We start from the raw sequence: 24,187 nt of genomic DNA, 5'->3' as shown, positions 1-24,187 counted from the left end.
CTATTTTACATATTATTAAGTTTAAATAGCAGGAGGTGAAAATTTTAAAACCTAAAAAACAACAAATTTTAAGATGAAGAAAAAGCTAAAAGTTCTTATGATTGATGATCATCCTATGATTATCGAAGGGTATAAAAATACCTTATTAGGAGAAAATCAAAAAGAATATCAAATTAAGATTGACATCGCCTCTAATTGTGATGATGCATATGCCAGTATCGTAAAATCTTCAGAGACGGTTCCTTATGATATGCTTTTTGTAGATATTAAATTACCTCCTTCTTCAGATGGATCGATTACCTCTGGTGAGGATTTGGCAAAGCATGCAAAAGAACTGTTGCCAAAATCAAAGATCATTATCTTAACCATGCATAGAGAAGATCATAGAATACATAATATCCTTAAGAATATTAATCCGGCAGGATTCTTAATCAAGAGTGATCTTACTTCTAGCGAATTATTATTAGCATTTAATAATATCTTAAAAGGTAAAGCGTATTATAGTGCTACGGTAAATGATCATTTTAGAAAAATGATGACGAATAAATTTTCTTTAGATGAGAAAAACCTAAAGATCTTATATCATTTATCTCGTGGTGTTAAGACCAAGAATTTACCTAATTATGTAAGTTTATCATTAAGTGCAATCGAGAAAAGAAAGAACCAGATCAAAGAAATGTTTTCTATTGCCAAAGCAGATGATCAAATGTTATTAGAAGAAGCTAGAAAAAGAGGATTTATATAGAGAAAAAATACGATACAGGAGAGGCTTAATTCTTTGTTTTTACTTAGAATTAAGCCTTTCTTTTTTATAAGGTATTTAATACTATAGATAGTTTCTGGGTCAGGTCGAGTGATTTTTCGTAGTATAACGAAGAAAAATAGTATCGAGACCTTTTTTGATTATTAAGGATTATTCGTATTTGGCTGGCATCTGATTACGTTTCGTACAAATTCACTCTGTCATTTCGGACTTGATCCGGAATCCACATTAAATAAAATAACTATTTATAAATACCTATATCTTTTATTTTTTGGATTTTACTTGTATTCAAGCATATAAATATATAAAATACGGTTTTACCTTACTTATTTTGAGGGTTTAAATTGCTCTTAATCAAAGTTTTATATATACATTTATAATGTTAAAAAAAACTTAACAGAAACCTGGATGTAAAATAGTTTAGTTATTAAGGACAGTAGTGCCTACCCCAACTACTAGATATAGTCTTTTTTAAGTATACGATATCATCAAATTACAATTGTCATAATGTAAATAATACTAATCATGTACCCAATCACATGTTTAGGTTAATGAGCTAATTTTTAGATATTAATTAAATTATTCTACTTATGACTACATTTACTTTTTTCTTTGTAAAGGTGATGCAAATGCTTTTTAAATCATCTTTTTACCTCGTATATAACATCTATACCATTAGTGTTGGATCTGATTCTTTTTCAGATCTAAAAGCAATGGATATGACCAATTATAGCACCTCTTAAAAAATATAAGAGCATATATGCTGCATTAGCATACGAACCAGTTTGTTATCATTATATAGCGTTAAACAACAGGATATAAAATAACACTGCAACTGTAAAACTTTGGCGAGCCAACAAAAGCAGTGTCTGGAATACAAATACTAATTACAATTTAGAAACAATACATCTAATGATGTTTTCTAAAAAAGCACTCAGAATTCTTATTTTTTTGAGTTAGTGGTTTCCCAGACCTGATAATAATTTTCCTTTCTAAATTTAGAATCCTCCCAAAGATCAGTTTGACAATAAGATAGTATAGAAGCATTAGGCTTCGTAGTGTACTATCAGTATTAGATTTCAATTAAAAAACGAATACATAAATAACTAATCTATCCAATCATTACGATTGTAAATTTTAAACCATTAATCTATGAAAACAACAACCAAATTCTTAGTACTGCTACTCTGTATTGGCGTTAGTAGTTCGATTCATTCTCAATCCCCAAATATCGTGGTCATTATTGCCGATGATATGGGGTGGTCACAAGTGAGTACGGGGGCAACTAACATTAATAATCCCAGTGATTTTTATGAGACGCCAACTTTAGAAACATTGGCTGCTCAAGGTATTGCATTTCCGCAGGCCTATGTAAATGGAGCAAATTGTGCACCAACCAGGGCAGCAATTTTAAGTGGGCAATATGCATCAAGACCCGATAATAATGTATTTGCAGTAAATGGTTTAAATAGAGGAGGAAATTCTACTTTGTTAGTAGGCCCTAGTCAAGGACTATCTAACGGAGAAGATGAAATTCCTGCCAGTGCGATTACAATAGCCGAAACCATAAAAGCAAGCGGGTATACAACAGCCCATTTTGGAAAATATCACTCGGGAGGAAGTATGAGCAACGGACCTACCGACCAGGGATTTGATTTTAACTATGGTGGTGGTTCTGATGGTGCTCCAGGAAGTTATTTTGCTTCGCAATCTGGTGGTGTTTGGACTTTTCATAGCAGGATAGGTCCAGAACTAGATCCATATGCAGATCCTTATACACTAAGTGAATCTATGGCACTAGCAGGAGATAACTCTCTAGAAGGAACAGCAAAACATGTAACCGATGCGATGGCAGATGCCGCAATCGATTTTATGAATGCAAATAATACATCTCCGTTTTTTATGCATTTTAGTAATTATGCAATACATGGCCCTTGGGGACAGGCAAATGCAAGGCCCGATTTATATGCCAAATATGTGGCTAAAAATAACACAAACCCCAGCCAGATGGGACATACTAATGTAAGTCAGGCAGCAATTGCCGAAGGAATGGATCAAACCATTAGCAGACTTATCGATTATTTAAAAACAACGGCAGATCCAAGAAATCCTGGTCATATGTTATCAGAAAATACATTGGTATATTTTATTTCTGATAATGGTGGCGCTATCGGAACAGAAGATAATGGTCCTTTACGAGGAATGAAAGGACAACATTATGAAGGTGGAGTAAGATCAATTACTATAGCATGGTCAGAAGGTTTATTAGCAAATACGGGTACAATTAATAATACTCCTATTGTTGCTTTCGATCTGTACCCAACACTTGTAGAAGCCGCAGGAGGAACATTACCCGCAGGATATGATATCGATGGTGTAAGCCAATGGTCTATGCTAACCGGTACGAATCCTAACCTAAATAGAGATGCAATCTACTGGCATTTTCCTGGATACCTGATTGATTCTAAACGTGATCAAAGACCTGTATCTATTATACGTAAAGGAGATTATAAGTTGATTCATAATTATGAAACAGCTTCTTATGAAATGTATAACCTAATAACCGATATTGGCGAAGCTACTAACTTACTATCAGGAAGCCCTGATAATGCAACCTTAACTATTGCAAATGATCTAAGTACCGATCTTCGTAATTATCTAATTAATATATCTGCTCCTTTGCCTACCTATAGAAGTAGTGGACTTACGGTTCCTTTACCAGAAATTATCCAAATTAACCCACCAGTTGTTAGTTGTGTTGAGCCAGATACGTATTTGGCACTTTGGAATTTTGACGTTGGAGTAGATGCAAATGATGCTTCTTCAAATAATAATGATCCTCTTTCGACTATAGGAACGTTAACTTATGATGCCGTAGATTTTAAAGAAGGAGATCGATCTGCTGTATTTGATGGAGCGACCAAAATACAATATAGCCAGAACCCTGGTCCATTTTTGATTGCATCGATGTCGCAAAGAAGTGTTGCTATGTGGATAAAACCAACTGCTCTGTCTGGTATCCAGAATCTTTTTGAAGAAGGAGGAGGGATTAGTGGAGTTGTATTGAGACTAAACGGCTCAAATCTGGAATCTATAGTAAGAAATAGTGCTACTGTTTCTGATAGTCATAGTGTAGCTTTTCCGAATGATGGCGATTGGCACCACGTTGCTGTGGTGTATAATGGCGGAAGTACCAGTCATAGTTTATATATTGATGGTGTTTCTGCTGCTTCAAGTAGTGCAGCACCAAGTTCTGTTCCTACACATATAGGATCCGGAGGAATTGGCGGAGTACAGAAAAAAGATAGTTTTGGAGAAACTACAGATAATTTTTATACCGGAAAAATGGATGCAGTTGTTATTTATGATTTTGCACTTTCTGCAGCGCAGGTGATCACATCTGGATGTCTCCCAGATCCTAACCCATCACAATGTACATATGCGGTTATTAACTCAGAAGATTTCGAATCTGGGTGGGGCGTATGGTCCGGTGGTGGATCTGATGCAAGAAGAAGTGCTAGCGATGCAGCGTATGCAAATTCGGGAACGTATTGTATACGATTACGAGATAACACTTCTACATCGGTGATGACTACTTCTAATTTTGATATGACAAGTTATGAAGAGTTAACGATTAATTTCTCGTATTACTGTAGAAGTATGGATAATAGTAATGAAGATTTCTGGCTTCAGATATCAACAGATGGTGGAGCAAACTTTACAACTGTAGAAGAATGGAATCAGTCTGATGAATTTGTAAATGATCAACGCTATAATGATCAGGTGGTAATCCCGGGACCTTTTACGGCAACGACTCAACTTCGATTTAGAGCCGATGCATCTGGTAATTCTGATTGGGTTTATATAGATGATGTAGTGATTAATGGTTGTAGTACTCCAGCTGCTTCTATGACCATCACAACAATTGTTAATGATGTATCTACAGAAGCAGAAGTGCGACCAGAGGTACAAGCCGAAGAGCCAGAAGCAATAACAGAAGAAACGATAGCTAAAGAGGATATGTTTTCGATATATCCAAATCCATTTGGAAACCAGATATATATCACCTCAAAAGAAAGTAGTGATCAAAATACAGAAGTCGAGATATTTAATAATTTAGGACAATCAATTTTCTTGAAATCATATACAAATCAAGAAAGAATTAAAGTGCCTACTCAAGATTTATCTACGGGACAATATTTTATAAAAATAAGTGTTGGTGATACTATAATTCAAAAACGATTGATCAAGATGTAATGTGAATTATATTGTACCATTTGTATTTTGAATTTGCTGGCAAAGAAAATTAAGATTTTTTTGTTTCAGTAAAGAAGAAAAATCAAACATAGCAGGGCTACGGTTTATTTTTATTCTGAAACTGAGATGAAAAAAGAACATTTTATTCCAGTAGGTTTAAAGTGCAAATGGTATTAGATCATATGACGAGTAAGGTACGAATGCAAAGTAAAAAGAGGTTATCATTTTGATAACCTCTTTTGTTTTTTTGATATACGAAAATCGTTGCAATATTGAGCCTTATCGAAATCAAAATAAAATGTAAATCTTGTTTACATTTTAATAGACTTAATTTGATACTGGTATTACTTAATTTCTTAACTAAATGACCTTAAAAAGGTACGGATTACTTTTTTAGAAATTGTATTACGTATTCGTAGGATTTTCTCAAATTTCTGCCTTTTATCCCGAAAATTGATGATTTCAACCTATTTTTATGGTAAAACCGTAATTATTTTGGTGTTTTAAGATACTCATAATCAAAGTTTTATGTATACATTTATAATGTTAATAAAAGCATAACGTAAACACATTATTTAAAATAGATATTGCTTATAGAAAAAATTACACCAGACATTTTATTTCTTACCCCTTGATGTCCCAAATGTGTTATTTTTTGATAGCTATTTAGCATAGAAAATTACGGCAATATAGCTGTGATACATTATAGTATTTATTTGCCCGTAGATATTATAGTTAGTGAACTTTAATCGATATAATAAATTGCTTATGGATTGCACTACTTTTATTTCCTTCGTAAAATGTGTGATGATGTTTTCCTCATCTGATTTTTTCATATGCAAACTATATAATACCATTTTGAAAATACAAAACACGTGATTTTCAGAATCTGTTACCAAACAATGCTTTGGTATTTAATGTAGAAGGAAAAGATATTTTTTGTTTGATAATGCACATAAATAATAATGAGAATATAGCATAGAAAATAACAATCCCGGAATTGTAAAACTTTTGGCGAGCCAGCAATCCCAGGGATCTGAATAACGATCAATTTAATACTAAATTAACCATTATGAGGTTTCATTTTTTTGCATCAAAGGATGTACAAAGGTCTTCTTATATAAAAGATAGTTTTTCTGGTATCTATACGAATTATGTTCGAAAAATAGATACACTATCCAACTATAACATCATAATTTTGATGGGAGTAATTACACTTCTGTTAGTATTATACTCTTTTATTGCATACTCATTTTTAGAGTCTTCTTCTGTCCTTTTATTAAAAAGTAATAATCGCACCGAGGTACCTATAGAAAATAGTACCGCTTTTAAGGATAGTATACATACTCATGTATATACATATTTATATAAAAGTAAAACATATAGTACTACGCATGACTCAAAAAATAATGTGGTAAGTACTACTCATACTTCTTTTCAGAAATATTTAAGATCAATTCAGCAGGACTACACATTAGTTGGCGGTATTACGCTAATATGTATTTCTAAAAACATAGTAGATATGGATTCGTATGAATCCCTTCAGAATAATAATAAAACAATTTTATCATAAATAGCTTATGAAAATCAATACACGATTCTTGTTTCTAATACAATTCATATTCATCTTGATAAATAGATTGTTACGTTTTTGTATAGTAAGAAAAAATAAAAAGAAGAGCAGGCTCTCTATAGCATGGGGTATAGCCTTTATGCTTATAGGTTCTTTGGGATATGGACAGTTTAGCTGTCCTTCTACATTTTATCAGGTCATTAGTGGCGAATTAAGAAGCTATGATGCAGTTACGGGTGAATATTCGGCACCGATTAGCACAAATGATCTCTATAATGCTACAGGATATAACCCGGTTGATAATTTTGTATATGCTATAGGAAGAGCCGGTACCATAAATGGTCATTTAGTTCGTATTGATGCCGATGGATCTATAGCAGATCTTGGAGCTTTGACCAATATGGGATCTGGTGGTATATCAGGAGACGTTGATGACAGTGATAATTTATGGATCAATAGGGGAGATCATTATGACAGAATCGAAAATCTGTCAACCCTTCCGGTAGGAGGGGCTCCCGCAGTAGTAACCGTTACTTTTACAGGGCCTGCAGGTGAGGTTAATGATGTTGTGCATATCAATAGAAAATTATATGGAGTTAATAAAAGCGCAGAACTCATTATATGGGATCTCGATACATCTATTAAAACGGTAGTAGGAGGTTTAAGTACTCCAACCACAACTCTTGGTTTTGGAGCAGCATTTACAGATAATGAAGACCGCTTGTACGTATCGTATAATGATGGTGGGTTGTATTTAATCAATGATTACACAACAGGAACACCAACATCATCATTTTTAAACTCTACAGCTACAACAACCAGTAATGATGGGTTTTCATGCCCCTCGGCACCCTCACCTATAGATCAGGATGGTGATGATATCTTAGATCCTTTAGATTTAGATGTAGATGGGGATGGTCTAACAAATACAGACGAATCTCCATCTGATCCTTTTGCCGATGGAGATGGAGACTTGATTTTTGCATATTTAGATGATGATGATGCCGATGGAGCAACAGGAAATGTAGATGGGGCTATCGAAACTGCTTTTGATACCGATGGAGATGGAGTTCCTGATTTTTTTGATCTTGATAGTGATAATGACGGGATTTATGATGTGGTCGAAGCAGGACATGGTTTGCCACATACCAATGGAAGAATAACCGGTCAGGATACAGGAGCAGGTACAAATGGGCTTTTCGATGGCCTGGAAACTATAGTAGATTCTGGTATAATTAATTATACAATAGCAGATACAGATACGGTAGGAAATCCTAATTTTCAATCTACAAATAGTGATGGAGATACGTGTAGTGATGTTCGAGAAGCAGGTTTTACAGACGAAAGTAGTGATGGTATTTTAGGGCCTCTTGTCGTAACCGTTAATGAAGACGGAGTAGTAACTAGTGCAGTAGATGGGTATACCACTCCTAATGCAGATTATATTAATGGTGGAGTAGTGTCAGCAGCATGCTCACTTACTCCATTTAGTTGTCCTCAAAACTTTTTTCAAATTATCTCTGGAGAGTTAAAAAGTTACGATGCCATAACAGGAGAATATTCTGATCCTATTGCAGTGAGTCAATTATACAACGCAACTGGGTATAATAGAATTGATGATTATGTGTATGCGATTGGTAAAGGAGGAGCTTCAAGCAGTCCTATCCATAATCACTTACTTCGTATAGGAGCAGATGGTTCTTTTCAAGATTTGGGCGCACTAACTAACATGAGTGGTGGTGGCATATCTGGTGATGTTGATGATAATGATAATCTATGGATTAATCGAGGAAAACATTATGACAAAATAGAAAATCTATCCACCTTACCAGTTGGTGGTTCACCCGCAGTAGTTACGGTTACTTTTACAGGAGGAACGAATAAAAATACCAATGATGTAGTTTTTATCAACGGAAAATTATATGGCGTAAGTAATACAGATTTGTTAATTAATTGGGATCTTACTACACTTGTTAAAACAGAAGTTTCAGGTCTGGGAACTCCTACAGCAACTAATTTTGGAGCTGCATTTACTGATGCAGAAAATCGCTTATATGTTTCCTATAATAATGGAGGAATGTACCTGGTTAACGATTATACCACTGCAACACCTTCTGTAACACTTTTAAACAATACAATAGCTACCACCAGTAATGATGGATTTGCGTGCCCAACAGCATCTTCTGCTTTTGATCTGGATGGTGATCTTGTTTTAGATCCCTGGGATTTGGATGTAGATAATGACGGAATTCCTAATTTGAATGAAGCTCCGTCTGATCCCTATGCAGATGGAGATACAGATAATATCTTTGCTTATCTTGATGATAATGATGCCGATGCAGGAACAGGAAATGTGGATGGAGCCGTCGAAACTGCTTTTGATACCGATGGAGATGGAATCCCTGATTTTTATGATTTAGATAGTGATAATGATGGTATCTATGATGCTATAGAAGCAGGTCATGGGTTTGCTACCAGTAACGGAAGAATTAATGGCGCCGATACAGGATCAGGAAATAATGGACTTTTCGACAGCATAGAAACTGTAGCCGAATCTGGAGTACTTAATTATACAATAGCAAACACCGATGCAGCCGGAGATGCTGATTTCGAATCCCTGGATAGTGATGCAGATGGATGTAGTGATGCCAACGAAGCTTATAATGATTGGAATGCAGATGGAGCAAATGGAGGAGTTTATAACCCTTGGAATACGGCCACAGAACCACTTACAGTAACTGCAGGGACTGTCAATTCTAATGGATTGGTAGTTGCAGCAGCATATAACACAGGAGCAGTAGCAGCCGTAACAAATAATGCTGTAGCTACAGGTTGTGAAGATGGTGATGGAGTTACAGGAACTGTAGAGAATGCAGGACCTAACGGAGGCGATGGAAACGGAGATGGAATATTAGATTCTTTACAAGGAAATGTAGCTACTATACCAATAGCAGATGGTACAGGATATGTAACCATAGAAACCACAGGAATTTGTTTTCAGATCTCGAGTATCAGTACTGTATTAGAATCAGAGCTGGCAGCTAATGATGCAACATATCATTACCCTTATGGATTAGTAGATTTTACTTTAGACTGTATAACTCCGGGAGACGATGTAACAGTTACTTACTATTGGCATATTACTAATTCTTTAGCAGGATTTACATATCGAAAATATGGACCAACCACTCCTGGAGGAGCTTCAGATATTTATCAGGATTTTACTACTACACTAAATACAACAACCATAGGCGCAAGAACAATTGCTACAGCTTCTTATAATCTTACAGATGGAGTATTTGGTGATGATACCGTTTCGGATGGACAAATTATTGATCCCGCCGGCCCTGCACTTTTAACTGTGAACTCAGATGGAGATGGTATAATGGATTCTATAGATTTGGATGATGATAATGATGGAATCCTGGATAGAGATGAATGTGATTTGGGAGGAGGATCATTTGGAGTCGAATTGTTAGATGATGCCAATACCACTTTTGAGATTACAGCAGAAAATAATGCCACTACTCTGGCAAATTTATTATTTGCCCCTAATTCTGATCTTACTTTGGTATCTGCTAGTGTTAATGAAGGTAATGGAGCTGTAACACAAATAGGAACATTCAATGATGGTGATCAAATAACGAGTAGTGGAGGAGCGTTAAATGCATTCCTTGGATTTGATCGAGGAATTATTTTTTCTTCGGGTAATGTTCTCGAGTTAGATGATAATTTATCTAATCAATTCTCAACCCCTAGTGCATTAGGAGATGGAATTAATGGTACAGGTGCTGCAGGAGGAGGAAAAGATGCCGATTTTGGTGGAGGTAGTGCAGAATTTGATGTTGCCAGTCTCGAAATAGTAGTTAATATTCCAGCAGAAACAGTGATCTCGGGTCAATTTGTTTTTGCTTCAGAAGAATATAATGATTATGTGAATTCTGGATTAAACGATGCCCCTAAAATATTTATAAACGGAACCAATTTAGCATTAACACCTTCAGGAGCACAACTAAGTATTGATACAGTAAACAACACAGTAGATAGCGGATCATATACCGATAATGAAACGGTTCCTACAGCCATAAATATTGAAGCAGATGGTTTTACACACACGATAACCTTTTCTGCAGTGTTAAATGCAGGAAATAACACCATAAAAATCGGAGTAGCTGATAATGGAGATAATCTTTTTGATTCCTGGTTAGCTTTTAAGGCAAATTCTTTTGTATTATGTTTTGACAGAGATACTGATGGTGATAACATTGTGGATCGTTTAGATTTGGATAGTGATAATGATGGGATTTATGATGCTGTAGAAGCAGGTCATAATCAAGCGCATGTAAACGGTGTTGTATCTGGCGCTTTAAGTTCAGATGGAGTACCAGATGCAGTTCAGGCACCTGGAAGTGAAAGTAGCGGAACCATTAATTATACAATTGCTGATAGTGATACAGATAATAATTATAATTTCTTAGAATTAGATAGCGATGCCGATGGGTGTAACGATGTTATTGAAGCTGGATTTACCGATGGTGATAATAATGGATATCTGGGTAGCGGTACTTTTGGAGCTGGCCTCACGGTAAATGGAAACGGAGTAGTTACTTCCGGAACTGATGGGTATACAGGTACTAATGCTAATGTTACCACAGCTGGAGTTGCCCCATCAATTACGACACAACCATCTGATTCGACGATATGCCCGGGTGCAAATACTACCTTTACTGTCGCGACATCTAATGCAGATACCTATCAGTGGCAATTGTTTAATGGTAGTACCTGGGATGATCTAACAGATACAGGAATTCATAGTACTACAACTACTGCTACATTAACAATTACCAATGCAGTTGTTGCAAATAATGGTAATCAATATCGAGTTGTTGTTTCAAGTTCAATCTATGTGTGTACTCCTGAAACTTCAATTACTGTAACTCTTACTGTGGAAGATACTACTAATCCAACGATCAGTTGTCCAGCCACCGTAAATGTAAATGTTGATACTGGTTTATGTACTGCCAGTGGAGTTACTTTAGGTACACCTACTACTTCAGATAATTGCGCAGTAGCCAGTGTAACTAATGACGCACCCGGAGTTTTCCCACTAGGAGATACCACCGTAACCTGGACAGTAACGGATAGTTCAGGAAATACAGCGACCTGTACCCAAACGGTAACGGTAACTGATAATATAGATCCGGTAATTTCATGTCCAGCGACAGTAAATGTAAATGTTGATGCTGGTTTATGTACTGCAAGTAGTGTTGCTTTAGGTACACCAACCACTTCAGATAATTGTGCAGTAGCTAGTGTAACTAATGATGCACCAGGAGTTTTCCCATTAGGAGATACCACCGTAACCTGGACAGTCACGGATAGTTCAGGAAATACAGCTACCTGTACCCAAACGGTAACAGTAACCGATAATATTGATCCAACCATCAGTTGTCCAGCGACAGTAAATGTAAATGTTGATGCTGGTCTATGTACTGCAAGTGGAGTTACTTTAGGTACACCTACTACTTCAGATAATTGTGCAGTGGCTAGTGTGACTAATGATGCACCGGCAACCTTCCCACTAGGAGATACTACAGTCACCTGGACAGTCACCGACAGTTCTGGTAATACGGCTATTTGCAATCAAACCGTAACCGTAACCGATAATATTGATCCAACGATCAGCTGCCCAGCGACAGTAAACGTAAATGTAGATGCTGGTTTATGTACTGCCAGTGGAGTTGCTTTAGGTACACCTACTACTTCAGATAATTGCGCAGTAGCCAGTGTAACTAATGACGCACCGGGAGCTTTCCCACTGGGAGATACAACTGTCACTTGGACAGTCACCGATAGTTCAGGAAATACAGCTACCTGTACCCAAACGGTAACGGTAACTGATAATATAGATCCGGTAATTTCATGTCCAGCCACGGTAAACGTAAATGTTGATGCCGGTCTATGTACTGCCAGTAGTGTTACTTTAGGTACACCGACCACTTCAGATAATTGTGCAGTAGCTAGTGTAACTAACGATGCACCGGGAGCTTTCCCACTGGGAGATACAACTGTCACTTGGACAGTCACCGATAGTTCAGGAAATACAGCGACCTGTACCCAAACGGTAACGGTAACTGATAATATAGATCCGGTAATTTCATGTCCAGCCACGGTAAACGTAAATGTTGATGCCGGTCTATGTACTGCCAGTAGTGTTACTTTAGGTACACCGACCACTTCAGATAATTGTGCAGTAGCTAGTGTAACTAACGATGCACCAGGAGTTTTCCCACTGGGAGATACTACAGTCACCTGGACAGTAACGGACAGTTCAGGAAATACAGCGACCTGTACCCAAACGGTAACGGTAACTGATAATATAGATCCGGTAATTTCATGTCCAGCGACAGTAAATGTAAATGTTGATGCCGGTCTATGTACTGCAAGTAGTGTTGCTTTAGGTACACCGACCACTTCAGATAATTGTGCAGTAGCTAGTGTGACTAACGATGCACCGGCAACCTTCCCACTGGGAGATACAACAGTAACTTGGACAGTAACTGATAGTTCAGGAAATACGGCGATCTGTACCCAAACGGTAACGGTAACTGATAATATCGATCCAACGATCAGCTGCCCAGCCACGGTAAATGTAAATGTTGATACTGGTTTATGTACTGCAAGTAGTGTTACTTTAGGTACACCTACTACTTCAGATAATTGTGCAGTAGCTAGTGTAACTAATGATGCACCAGGAGTTTTCCCACTGGGAGATACCACCGTAACCTGGACAGTAACTGATAGTTCAGGAAATACAGCGACCTGTACTCAAACAGTAACGGTAACTGATAATATTGATCCGGTAATTTCATGTCCAGCCACGGTAAACGTAAATGTTGATGCCGGTTTATGTACCGCAAGTAGTGTTGCTTTAGGTACACCGACGACTTCAGATAATTGTGCAGTGGCTAGTGTGACTAATGATGCACCGGGAGCTTTCCCACTGGGGGATACCACCGTGACCTGGACAGTCACGGATAGTTCAGGAAATACAGCGACCTGTACTCAAACGGTAACGGTAACCGACAATATAGATCCAACGATCAGCTGCCCAGCAACAGTAAATGTAAATGTAGATGCCGGTTTATGTACTGCAAGTGGAGTTACTTTAGGTACACCTACTACTTCAGATAATTGTGCAGTGGCTAGTGTGACTAATGATGCACCGGCAACCTTCCCACTAGGAGATACTACAGTCACCTGGACAGTCACCGACAGTTCTGGTAATACGGCTATTTGCAATCAAACCGTAACCGTAACCGATAATATTGATCCAACGATCAGCTGCCCAGCGACAGTAAACGTAAATGTAGATGCTGGTTTATGTACTGCCAGTGGAGTTGCTTTAGGTACACCTACTACTTCAGATAATTGCGCAGTAGCCAGTGTAACTAATGACGCACCGGGAGCTTTCCCACTGGGAGATACAACTGTCACTTGGACAGTCACCGATAGTTCAGGAAATACAGCTACCTGTACCCAAACGGTAACGGTAACTGATAATATAGATCCGGTAATTTCATGTCCAGCCACGGTAAACGTAAATGTTGATGCCGGTCTATGTACTGCCAGTAGTGTTACTTTAGGTACACCGACCACTTCAGATAATTGTGCAGTAGCTAGTGTAACTAACGATGCACCGGGAGTTTTCCCACTAGGAGATACCACCGTAACCTGGACAGTCACCGATAGTACAGGAAATACGGCGACCTGCACTCAAACGGTAACAGTAACTGATAACATAGATCCAACGATCAGTTGTCCAGCTACCGTAAATGTAAATGTAGATGCCGGTTTATGTACCGCAAGTAGTGTTGCTTTAGGTACACCAACCACTTCAGATAATTGTGCAGTAGCTAGTGTAACTAATGATGCACCGGCAACCTTCCCATTAGGAGATACTACCGTAACCTGGACAGTAACTGATAGTTCAGGAAATACAGCGACCTGTACTCAAACGGTAACGGTAACTGATAATATCGATCCGGTAATTTCATGTCCAGCTACCGTAAATGTAAATGTTGATGCTGGTTTATGTACTGCAAGTAGTGTTGCTTTAGGTACACCGACGACTTCAGATAATTGTGCAGTGGCTAGTGTGACTAATGACGCACCGGGAATATTCCCATTAGGAGATACCACCGTCACTTGGACAGTCACCGATAGTTCAGGAAATACAGCGACCTGTACTCAAACGGTAACGGTAACTGATAATATCGATCCGGTAATTTCATGTCCAGCTACCGTAAATGTAAATGTAGATGCTGGTTTATGTACTGCAAGTAGTGTTGCTTTAGGTACACCGACGACTTCAGATAATTGTGCAGTGGCTAGTGTGACTAATGACGCACCGGGAATATTCCCATTAGGAGATACCACCGTAACCTGGACAGTCACCGATAGTTCAGGAAATACAGCGACCTGTACTCAAACGGTAACGGTAACCGACAATATAGATCCAACGATCAGTTGTCCAGCTACCGTAAATGTAAATGTAGATGCTGGTTTATGTACTGCCAGTAGTGTTGCTTTAGGCACACCTACTACTTCAGATAATTGTGCAGTGGCTAGTGTAACCAATGACGCACCGGGAGTTTTCCCGATAGGAGATACCACCGTAACCTGGACAGTAACTGATAGTTCAGGAAATACAGCGACCTGTACTCAAACGGTAACGGTAACCGACAATATAGATCCAACGATCAGTTGTCCAGCGACAGTAAATGTAAATGTAGATGCTGGTTTATGTACTGCGAGTGGAGTTACTTTAGGTACACCTACTACTTCAGATAATTGTGCAGTGGCTAGTGTAACCAATGATGCACCAGGAGTTTTCCCATTAGGAGATACTACCGTAACCTGGACAGTAACTGATAGTTCAGGAAATACAGCGACCTGTACTCAAACGGTAACGGTAACTGATAATATCGATCCGGTAATTTCATGTCCAGCTACCGTAAATGTAAATGTAGATGCTGGTTTATGTACTGCAAGTAGTGTTGCTTTAGGTACACCGACGACTTCAGATAATTGTGCAGTGGCTAGTGTGACTAATGACGCACCGGGAATATTCCCATTAGGAGATACCACCGTCACTTGGACAGTCACCGATAGTTCAGGAAATACAGCGACCTGTACTCAAACGGTAACGGTAACTGATAATATCGATCCGGTAATTTCATGTCCAGCTACCGTAAATGTAAATGTAGATGCCGGTTTATGTACTGCCAGTAGTGTTGCTTTAGGCACACCTACTACTTCAGATAATTGTGCAGTGGCTAGTGTGACTAATGATGCACCGGGAGTTTTCCCACTAGGAGATACCACCGTAACCTGGACAGTCACCGATAGTACAGGAAATACGGCGACCTGCACTCAAACGGTAACAGTAACTGATAACATAGATCCAACGATCAGTTGTCCAGCTACCGTAAATGTAAATGTAGATGCCGGTTTATGTACCGCAAGTAGTGTTGCTTTAGGTACACCAACCACTTCAGATAATTGTGCAGTAGCTAGTGTAACTAATGATGCACCGGCAACCTTCCCATTAGGAGATACTACCGTAACCTGGACAGTAACTGATAGTTCAGGAAATACAGCGACCTGTACTCAAACGGTAACGGTAACTGATAATATCGATCCGGTAATTTCATGTCCAGCTACCGTAAATGTAAATGTAGATGCTGGTTTATGTACTGCAAGTAGTGTTGCTTTAGGTACACCGACGACTTCAGATAATTGTGCAGTGGCTAGTGTGACTAATGACGCACCGGGAATATTCCCATTAGGAGATACCACCGTCACTTGGACAGTCACCGATAGTTCAGGAAATACAGCGACCTGTACTCAAACGGTAACGGTAACTGATAATATCGATCCGGTAATTTCATGTCCAGCTACCGTAAATGTAAATGTAGATGCTGGTTTATGTACTGCAAGTAGTGTTGCTTTAGGTACACCGACGACTTCAGATAATTGTGCAGTGGCTAGTGTGACTAATGACGCACCGGGAATATTCCCATTAGGAGATACCACCGTAACCTGGACAGTCACCGATAGTTCAGGAAATACAGCGACCTGTACTCAAACGGTAACGGTAACCGACAATATAGATCCAACGATCAGTTGTCCAGCTACCGTAAATGTAAATGTAGATGCTGGTTTATGTACTGCCAGTAGTGTTGCTTTAGGTACACCGACGACTTCAGATAATTGTGCAGTGGCTAGTGTGACTAATGACGCACCGGGAATATTCCCATTAGGAGATACCACCGTCACTTGGACAGTCACCGATAGTTCAGGAAATACAGCGACCTGTACTCAAACGGTAACGGTAACTGATAATATCGATCCGGTAATTTCATGTCCAGCTACCGTAAATGTAAATGTAGATGCCGGTTTATGTACTGCCAGTAGTGTTGCTTTAGGCACACCTACGACTTCAGATAATTGTGCAGTGGCTAGTGTGACTAATGACGCACCGGGAATATTCCCATTAGGAGATACCACCGTCACTTGGACAGTCACCGATAGTTCAGGAAATACAGCGACCTGTACTCAAACGGTAACGGTAACCGACAATATAGATCCAACGATCAGTTGTCCAGCTACCGTAAATGTAAATGTAGATGCCGGTTTATGTACTGCCAGTAGTGTTGCTTTAGGCACACCTACTACTTCAGATAATTGTGCAGTGGCTAGTGTAACCAATGACGCACCGGGAGTTTTCCCGATAGGAGATACCACCGTAACCTGGACAGTAACTGATAGTTCAGGAAATACAGCGACCTGTACTCAAACGGTAACGGTAACCGACAATATAGATCCAACGATCAGTTGTCCAGCGACAGTAAATGTAAATGTAGATGCTGGTTTATGTACTGCGAGTGGAGTTACTTTAGGTACACCTACTACTTCAGATAATTGTGCAGTGGCTAGTGTAACCAATGATGCACCAGGAGTTTTCCCATTAGGAGATACGACAGTCACCTGGACAGTAACGGATAGTTCAGGAAATACAGCTACCTGTACCCAAACGGTAACAGTAACTGATAATATAGATCCGGTAATTTCATGTCCAGCGACAGTAAATGTAAATGTTGATGCTGGTCTATGTACTGCAAGTAGTGTTGCTTTAGGTACACCGACGACTTCAGATAATTGTGCAGTGGCTAGTGTAACCAATGACGCACCTGGAGTTTTCCCGATAGGAGATACCACCGTAACCTGGACAGTCACGGATAGTTCAGGAAATACAGCGACCTGTACCCAAACGGTAACGGTAACTGATAATATAGATCCGGTAATTTCATGTCCAGCCACGGTAAATGTAAATGTTGATGCTGGTCTATGTACCGCGAGTGGTGTTGCTTTAGGTACACCGACTACATCAGATAATTGTGCAGTGGCTAGTGTAACCAATGACGCACCGGGAGTTTTCCCGATAGGAGATACCACCGTAACCTGGACAGTAACTGACAGTTCAGGAAATACAGCGACCTGTACCCAAACGGTAACAGTAACTGATAATATAGATCCAACGATCAGCTGCCCAGCCACGGTAAATGTAAATGTAGATGCTGGTTTATGTACTGCCAGTGGAGTTACTTTAGGTACACCAACCACTTCAGATAATTGTGCAGTGGCCGGTGTAACCAATGACGCACCTGGAGTTTTCCCGATAGGAGATACTACAGTCACCTGGACAGTCACCGATAGTTCAGGAAATACAGCGACCTGTACTCAAACGGTAACCGTAACCGACAATATAGATCCAACCATCAGCTGCCCAGCGACAGTAAATGTAAATGTAGATGCTGGTTTATGTACTGCAAGTAGTGTTACTTTAGGTACACCGACCACTTCAGATAATTGTGCAGTAGCCAGTGTAACTAATGATGCACCGGGAGTTTTCCCATTGGGAGATACGACAGTCACCTGGACAGTAACAGACAGTTCAGGAAATACAGCTACCTGTACCCAAACAGTAACGGTAACTGATAATATAGATCCGGTAATTTCATGTCCAGCCACGGTAAATGTAAATGTTGATGCCGGTTTATGTACCGCAAGTAGTGTTGCTTTAGGTACACCGACTACTTCAGATAATTGTGCAGTGGCTAGTGTAACCAATGACGCACCGGGAGTTTTCCCGATAGGAGATACCACCGTAACCTGGACAGTAACTGACAGTTCAGGAAATACGGCGACCTGTACTCAAACGGTAACGGTAACAGATAATATTGATCCAACCATCAGCTGTCCTACTACGGTAAATGTAAATGTTGATGCTGGTCTATGTACTGCAAGTGGAGTTACTTTAGGTACACCTACTACTTCAGATAATTGTGCAGTAGCTAGTGTGACTAATGATGCACCGGGAGCTTTCCCATTAGGAGATACGACAGTCACCTGGACAGTCACCGATAGTTCAGGAAATACAGCGACCTGTACTCAAACGGTAACCGTAACCGATAATATTGATCCAACGATCAGTTGTCCAGCGACAGTAAATGTAAATGTTGATGCTGGTTTATGTACTGCAAGTGGAGTTACTTTAGGTACACCTACGACTTCAGATAATTGTGCAGTGGCTAGTGTAACCAATGATGCACCAGGAGTTTTCCCGATAGGAGATACGACAGTCACCTGGACAGTCACCGACAGTTCAGGAAATACAGCTACCTGTACTCAAACGGTAACTGTAATAGACAACATTGATCCAACAATAGTGTGTGCTGCAGATGTAAGTGTGAATGTAAATCCTGGAAGTTGTATCGCAACAGGAGTTACTTTAGTTACACCCACAATTTCTGATAACTGTACCGTAGTGAGTACTACTAATGATTCTCCGGGTACTTTTCCAATAGGAGATACCACCGTAACCTGGATGGTAACCGATAGTTCAGGAAATACAGCTACCTGTACCCAAACGGTAACAGTAATAGATAATATAGATCCAACCATCAGTTGTCCAGCGACAGTAAATGTAAATGTTGATGCAGGTTTATGTACCGCGAGTGGAGTTGCTTTAGGTACACCGACTACTTCAGATAATTGTACAGTGGCGAGTGTAACTAATGATGCACCGGGAGCCTTTCCAATAGGAGATACTACAGTCACCTGGACAGTCACCGATAGTTCAGGAAATACAGTGACCTGTACCCAAACGGTAACGGTAACTGATAATATCGATCCGGTAATTGCATGTCCAGTGACAGTAAATGTAAATGTAGATGCCGGTTTATGTACCGCGAGTAGTGTTGCTTTAGGTACACCGACTACTTCAGATAATTGTGCAGTAGCTAGTGTAACTAACGATGCACCAGGAGTTTTCCCACTAGGAGATACTACAGTCACCTGGACAGTCACCGATAGTTCAGGAAATACAGCGACCTGTACTCAAACGGTAACCGTAACCGACAATATAGATCCAACCATCAGCTGTCCTGCTACGGTAAATGTAAATGTTGATGCTGGTCTATGTACTGCAAGTGGAGTTACTTTAGGTACACCGACGACTTCAGATAATTGTGCAGTGGCTAGTGTAACCAATGACGCACCGGCAACCTTTCCACTGGGAGATACCACCGTAACCTGGACAGTCACCGATAGTTCAGGAAATACAGCTACCTGTACCCAAACGGTAACGGTAACTGATAATATTGATCCGGTAATTTCATGTCCAGCTACGGTAAATGTAAATGTAGATGCCGGTTTATGTACCGCAAGTAGTGTTGCTTTAGGTACACCTACTACATCAGATAATTGTGCAGTGGCTAGTGTGACTAATGATGCACCGGGAGCTTTCCCACTGGGAGACACTACAGTCACCTGGACAGTCACCGATAGTTCAGGAAATACAGCGACCTGTACTCAAACAGTAACGGTAACTGATAATATAGATCCTGTAATTGCATGTCAAGCGACAGTAAATGTAAATGTTGATGCTGGTCTATGTACTGCAAGTGGAGTTACTTTAGGCACACTGACTACATCAGATAATTGTGCAGTAGCTAGTGTGACTAACGATGCACCAGGAATTTTCCCGATAGGAGATACGACAGTCACCTGGACAGTAACAGACAGTTCAGGAAATACAGCTACCTGTACCCAAACGGTAACAGTAACTGATAATATAGATCCAACCATCAGTTGTCCTGCAACCGTAAATGTAAATGTAGATGCCGGTATATGTACTGCCAGTGGTGTTGTTTTAGGCACACCGACTACTTCAGATAATTGTGCAGTGGCTAGTGTAACTAATGATGCGCCAGGAGTTTTCCCACTGGGAGATACCACCGTAACCTGGACAGTAACGGATAGTTCAGGAAATACAGCGACCTGTACCCAAACAGTAACGGTAACTGATAATATTGATCCGGTAATTTCATGTCCAGCTACAGTAAATGTAAATGTAGATGCCGGCTTATGTACTGCCAGTGGAGTTACTTTAGGTACACCTACTACATCAGATAATTGTGCAGTGGCGAGTGTGACTAATGACGCACCCGGAGTTTTCCCACTAGGAGATACCACCGTCACCTGGACAGTAACGGATAGTTCAGGAAATACAGCTACCTGCACTCAAACGGTAACCGTAACCGATAATATTGATCCGGTAATTTCATGTCCAGCGACAGTAAATGTAAATGTTGATGCTGGTTTATGTACTGCCAGTGGAGTTACTTTAGGTACACCGACTACTTCAGATAATTGTGCAGTAGCTAGTGTGACTAATGATGCACCCGGAGTTTTCCCGGTGGGAGATACGACAGTCACCTGGACAGTAACGGATAGTTCTGGTAATACAGCGACCTGTACCCAAACGGTAACAGTAACTGATAATATTGATCCGGTAATTTCATGTCCAGCGACAGTAAATGTAAATGTTGATGCCGGTCTATGTACTGCCAGTAGTGTTACTTTAGGTACACCAACCACTTCAGATAATTGTGCAGTGGCGAGTGTGACTAATGACGCACCAGGAGTTTTCCCGATAGGAGATACGACAGTCACCTGGACAGTAACGGATAGTTCTGGTAATACAGCGACCTGTACCCAAACGGTAACAGTAACTGATAATATTGATCCGGTAATTTCATGTCCAGCGACAGTAAACGTAAATGTTGATGCTGGTTTATGTACTGCGAGTGGAGTTACTTTAGGTACACCGACTACTTCAGATAATTGTGCAGTGGCTAGTGTGACTAATGATGCACCGGCAACCTTCCCACTGGGAGATACGACCGTAACTTGGACAGTCACCGACAGTTCTGGTAATACAGTGACCTGTACCCAAACGGTAACGGTAACAGATAATGAAGCTCCGGTAGCTAATGTTATTCCATTACCTGATGTAGTTGGTGAGTGTACCGCTACAGCAATAGCTCCAACAGCGACAGATAATTGTGGAGGAGTAATAACCGCAACCACTACTGATCCTACAAGTTATACAGTAATCGGAACATACACGATTACCTGGACTTATGATGATGGAAATGGAAACACAAGCCAACAAACACAAACGGTAATAGTACAAGATACAGGAATTCCGGTTCCTGATGTTAATCCATTACCTGATGTAGTAGGGGAGTGTAGCGCAACAATAACTACTATCCCAACGGCTACAGATGGATGCGGAGGAATTGTAACAATAAATGGAACAACTACTGATCCTTTAACATATACAACACAAGGAACCTTTACGGTGACCTGGACTTATGATGATGGAAATGGTAATGTAGTTCAACAGACACAAACTGTTATTGTTGATGATACTACCGACCCTACAATAGTATGTCCTGCAGATGTGGTGAGCATTAATGTAGATGCAGGTCTATGTACTGCCAGTGGCGTTGTTTTAGGTACACCTACTACATCAGATAATTGCGCAGTGGCTAGTGTAACCAACGATGCACCGGGAGTTTTTCCATTAGGAAATACTACAGTGACCTGGACAGTAACCGATGGTTCTGGTAATACATCGACCTGTACTCAAACCGTAACGGTGACCGATAATATTAATCCAACGATAGTGTGCCCAGCAGATGTGAGTGTCAATGTAGATGCAGCGAGTTGTGTAGCGACAGGAGTTGCTCTTGTTACTCCAACCACTTCAGATAATTGTTCAGTTGTTAGTACGGTTAGCGATGCACCGGCGATTTTCTCATTAGGAGATACGACCATAACTTGGACAGTAACGGACAGCTCAGGAAATACGGCTACCTGTACACAAACTGTAACTGTAATAGATAATATAAATCCGGTAGTTACCAGCTGCCCATCAGATATAGTTCAGACAGCAACTGCTAACACGTGTAATGCTATTGTTAGCTGGGCACCACCTACTGCGACCGATAATTGTACAGATCCATTAATTGTTAGTAGTACACATAACCCTGGTGATGCATTTCCGGTAGGAACAACTACAGTGACTTATACATTTAGTGACGTTTCTGGAAATAGTGAAACTTGTACTTTTGATATAACTGTACCGACCGTAACAATTGCTAATAATGATATTGTAGTTATTAATGGAAGTATAGGAGGTAGCTCTGCAAATGTTGTAGATGCTAACGACTTGTTAGATTGTAATCCTGCTACACTAGGAACAAATGTTGTTATAACGTCGGTTACAGATTCTGATTCTGGTGATGGAGTTAGTCTAGATCCAACAACAGGAATAATAACAGTATTACCAAATACAACACCAGGGGAATATACTATAAATTATACTCTGTGTAGTGTCACTACTCCTGTGGTATGTGACGATGCTATAATAGTTATTACAGTAGCAGTTGCAAATGATATTTCTAACCTGGCATTAACTAAGACAGCTTCATATGTAGATACAAATGGAGATGATATTTCTAATGCAGGAGATGAAATACGATATACCTTTACTATAGAAAATAGAGGTAATGTAGATATTACTAATATTATTCTTAATGATCCATTGCCAGGAGTTGAAGTAGTAGGTGGCCCGATTGATTTAGCTGCAGGAGAAACAGATACGGATAGTTTTACAGCAACCTATATTCTAACAGAAGAAGATATACGTTCTGGTAGCGTATCCAACCAGGCTACAGTTACTGGCCAAAATCCAGACGGTCTGGATGTATCTGATATATCTGATGATCCATTAAATGATACCAATATTGATTTAGATAATGATGGTGATTTTGAAGACGAGACGGTATTTGTTATTGTACCAGAAAATATCATCATATATACAGGAATTACTCCTAACGGAGATGGTGTTAATGATGAGTTTAGGATCATGGGACTAAGCGATTTTCCTAAAAACACATTACAAATATATAATCGTTGGGGCGTTAAGGTGTTTGAACAGGATGGATATGAACAACCAGGCGTAAGGTTCTTCAAAGGAATTTCTAGTGGAAGGCAAACTATAAATGGAAAAGAAGAATTACCTGTTGGAACATATTATTATGTCCTGGAATATGAAAATGCTAGTGGAGTCCAAAAGTCTAGAGCTGGATATTTATATATTAACAGATAATCAACCA

Annotated in this window: 5 protein-coding genes; all 5 read left to right on the top strand. The window is 39.6% G+C overall.

Annotation, left to right across the window (positions count from 1 at the left end; translation table 11 throughout):
* Positions 1–73 precede the first annotated feature (73 nt).
* The 5 genes from NNL09_RS22955 to NNL09_RS22935 all read left to right on the top strand — a co-directional run bounded on the left by NNL09_RS22955 (position 74) and on the right by NNL09_RS22935 (position 24,180).
* Positions 74–745, top strand: coding sequence for a response regulator (locus NNL09_RS22955; protein ID WP_025664289.1), 672 nt, complete (start codon positions 74–76; stop codon positions 743–745).
* Between the two features lie 608 nt (positions 746–1,353).
* Positions 1,354–1,506 carry a hypothetical protein gene (locus NNL09_RS22950; RefSeq protein ID WP_160170061.1) on the top strand — a complete coding sequence of 51 codons (153 nt, stop codon included), beginning with the start codon at positions 1,354–1,356 and terminating at the stop codon, positions 1,504–1,506.
* A 409-nt stretch (positions 1,507–1,915) separates the two neighbouring features.
* Complete coding sequence (locus NNL09_RS22945; protein WP_196911817.1) at positions 1,916–5,020, top strand: sulfatase-like hydrolase/transferase; 3,105 nt, start codon at positions 1,916–1,918, stop codon at positions 5,018–5,020.
* A gap of 1,072 nt (positions 5,021–6,092) precedes the next feature.
* Positions 6,093–6,593 (top strand): hypothetical protein, encoded by a 501-nt coding sequence (locus NNL09_RS22940; RefSeq protein ID WP_196911818.1) that lies wholly within the window; start codon positions 6,093–6,095, stop codon positions 6,591–6,593.
* Between the two features lie 67 nt (positions 6,594–6,660).
* Positions 6,661–24,180: an HYR domain-containing protein gene (locus NNL09_RS22935; protein WP_254514274.1), complete on the top strand. Its 17,520-nt coding sequence runs from the start codon at positions 6,661–6,663 to the stop codon at positions 24,178–24,180.
* Positions 24,181–24,187 lie beyond the last annotated feature (7 nt).

This window comes from Aquimarina sp. EL_43, assembly GCF_943422735.1.
Taxonomy (GTDB): domain Bacteria; phylum Bacteroidota; class Bacteroidia; order Flavobacteriales; family Flavobacteriaceae; genus Aquimarina; species Aquimarina megaterium.
The sequence above is the reverse complement of the archived record's forward strand: the minus strand, read 5'-3'. Positions and strand labels throughout refer to the sequence as shown.

Bases quoted from the DNA above. Each gene is read 5' to 3' on its own strand.
- NNL09_RS22950 (WP_160170061.1), top strand. From the start codon at position 1,354: ATGACTACATTTACTTTTTTCTTTGTAAAGGTGATGCAAATGCTTTTT.
- NNL09_RS22940 (WP_196911818.1), top strand. From the start codon at position 6,093: ATGAGGTTTCATTTTTTTGCATCAAAGGATGTACAAAGGTCTTCTTAT.
- NNL09_RS22945 (WP_196911817.1), top strand. From the start codon at position 1,916: ATGAAAACAACAACCAAATTCTTAGTACTGCTACTCTGTATTGGCGTT.
- NNL09_RS22955 (WP_025664289.1), top strand. From the start codon at position 74: ATGAAGAAAAAGCTAAAAGTTCTTATGATTGATGATCATCCTATGATT.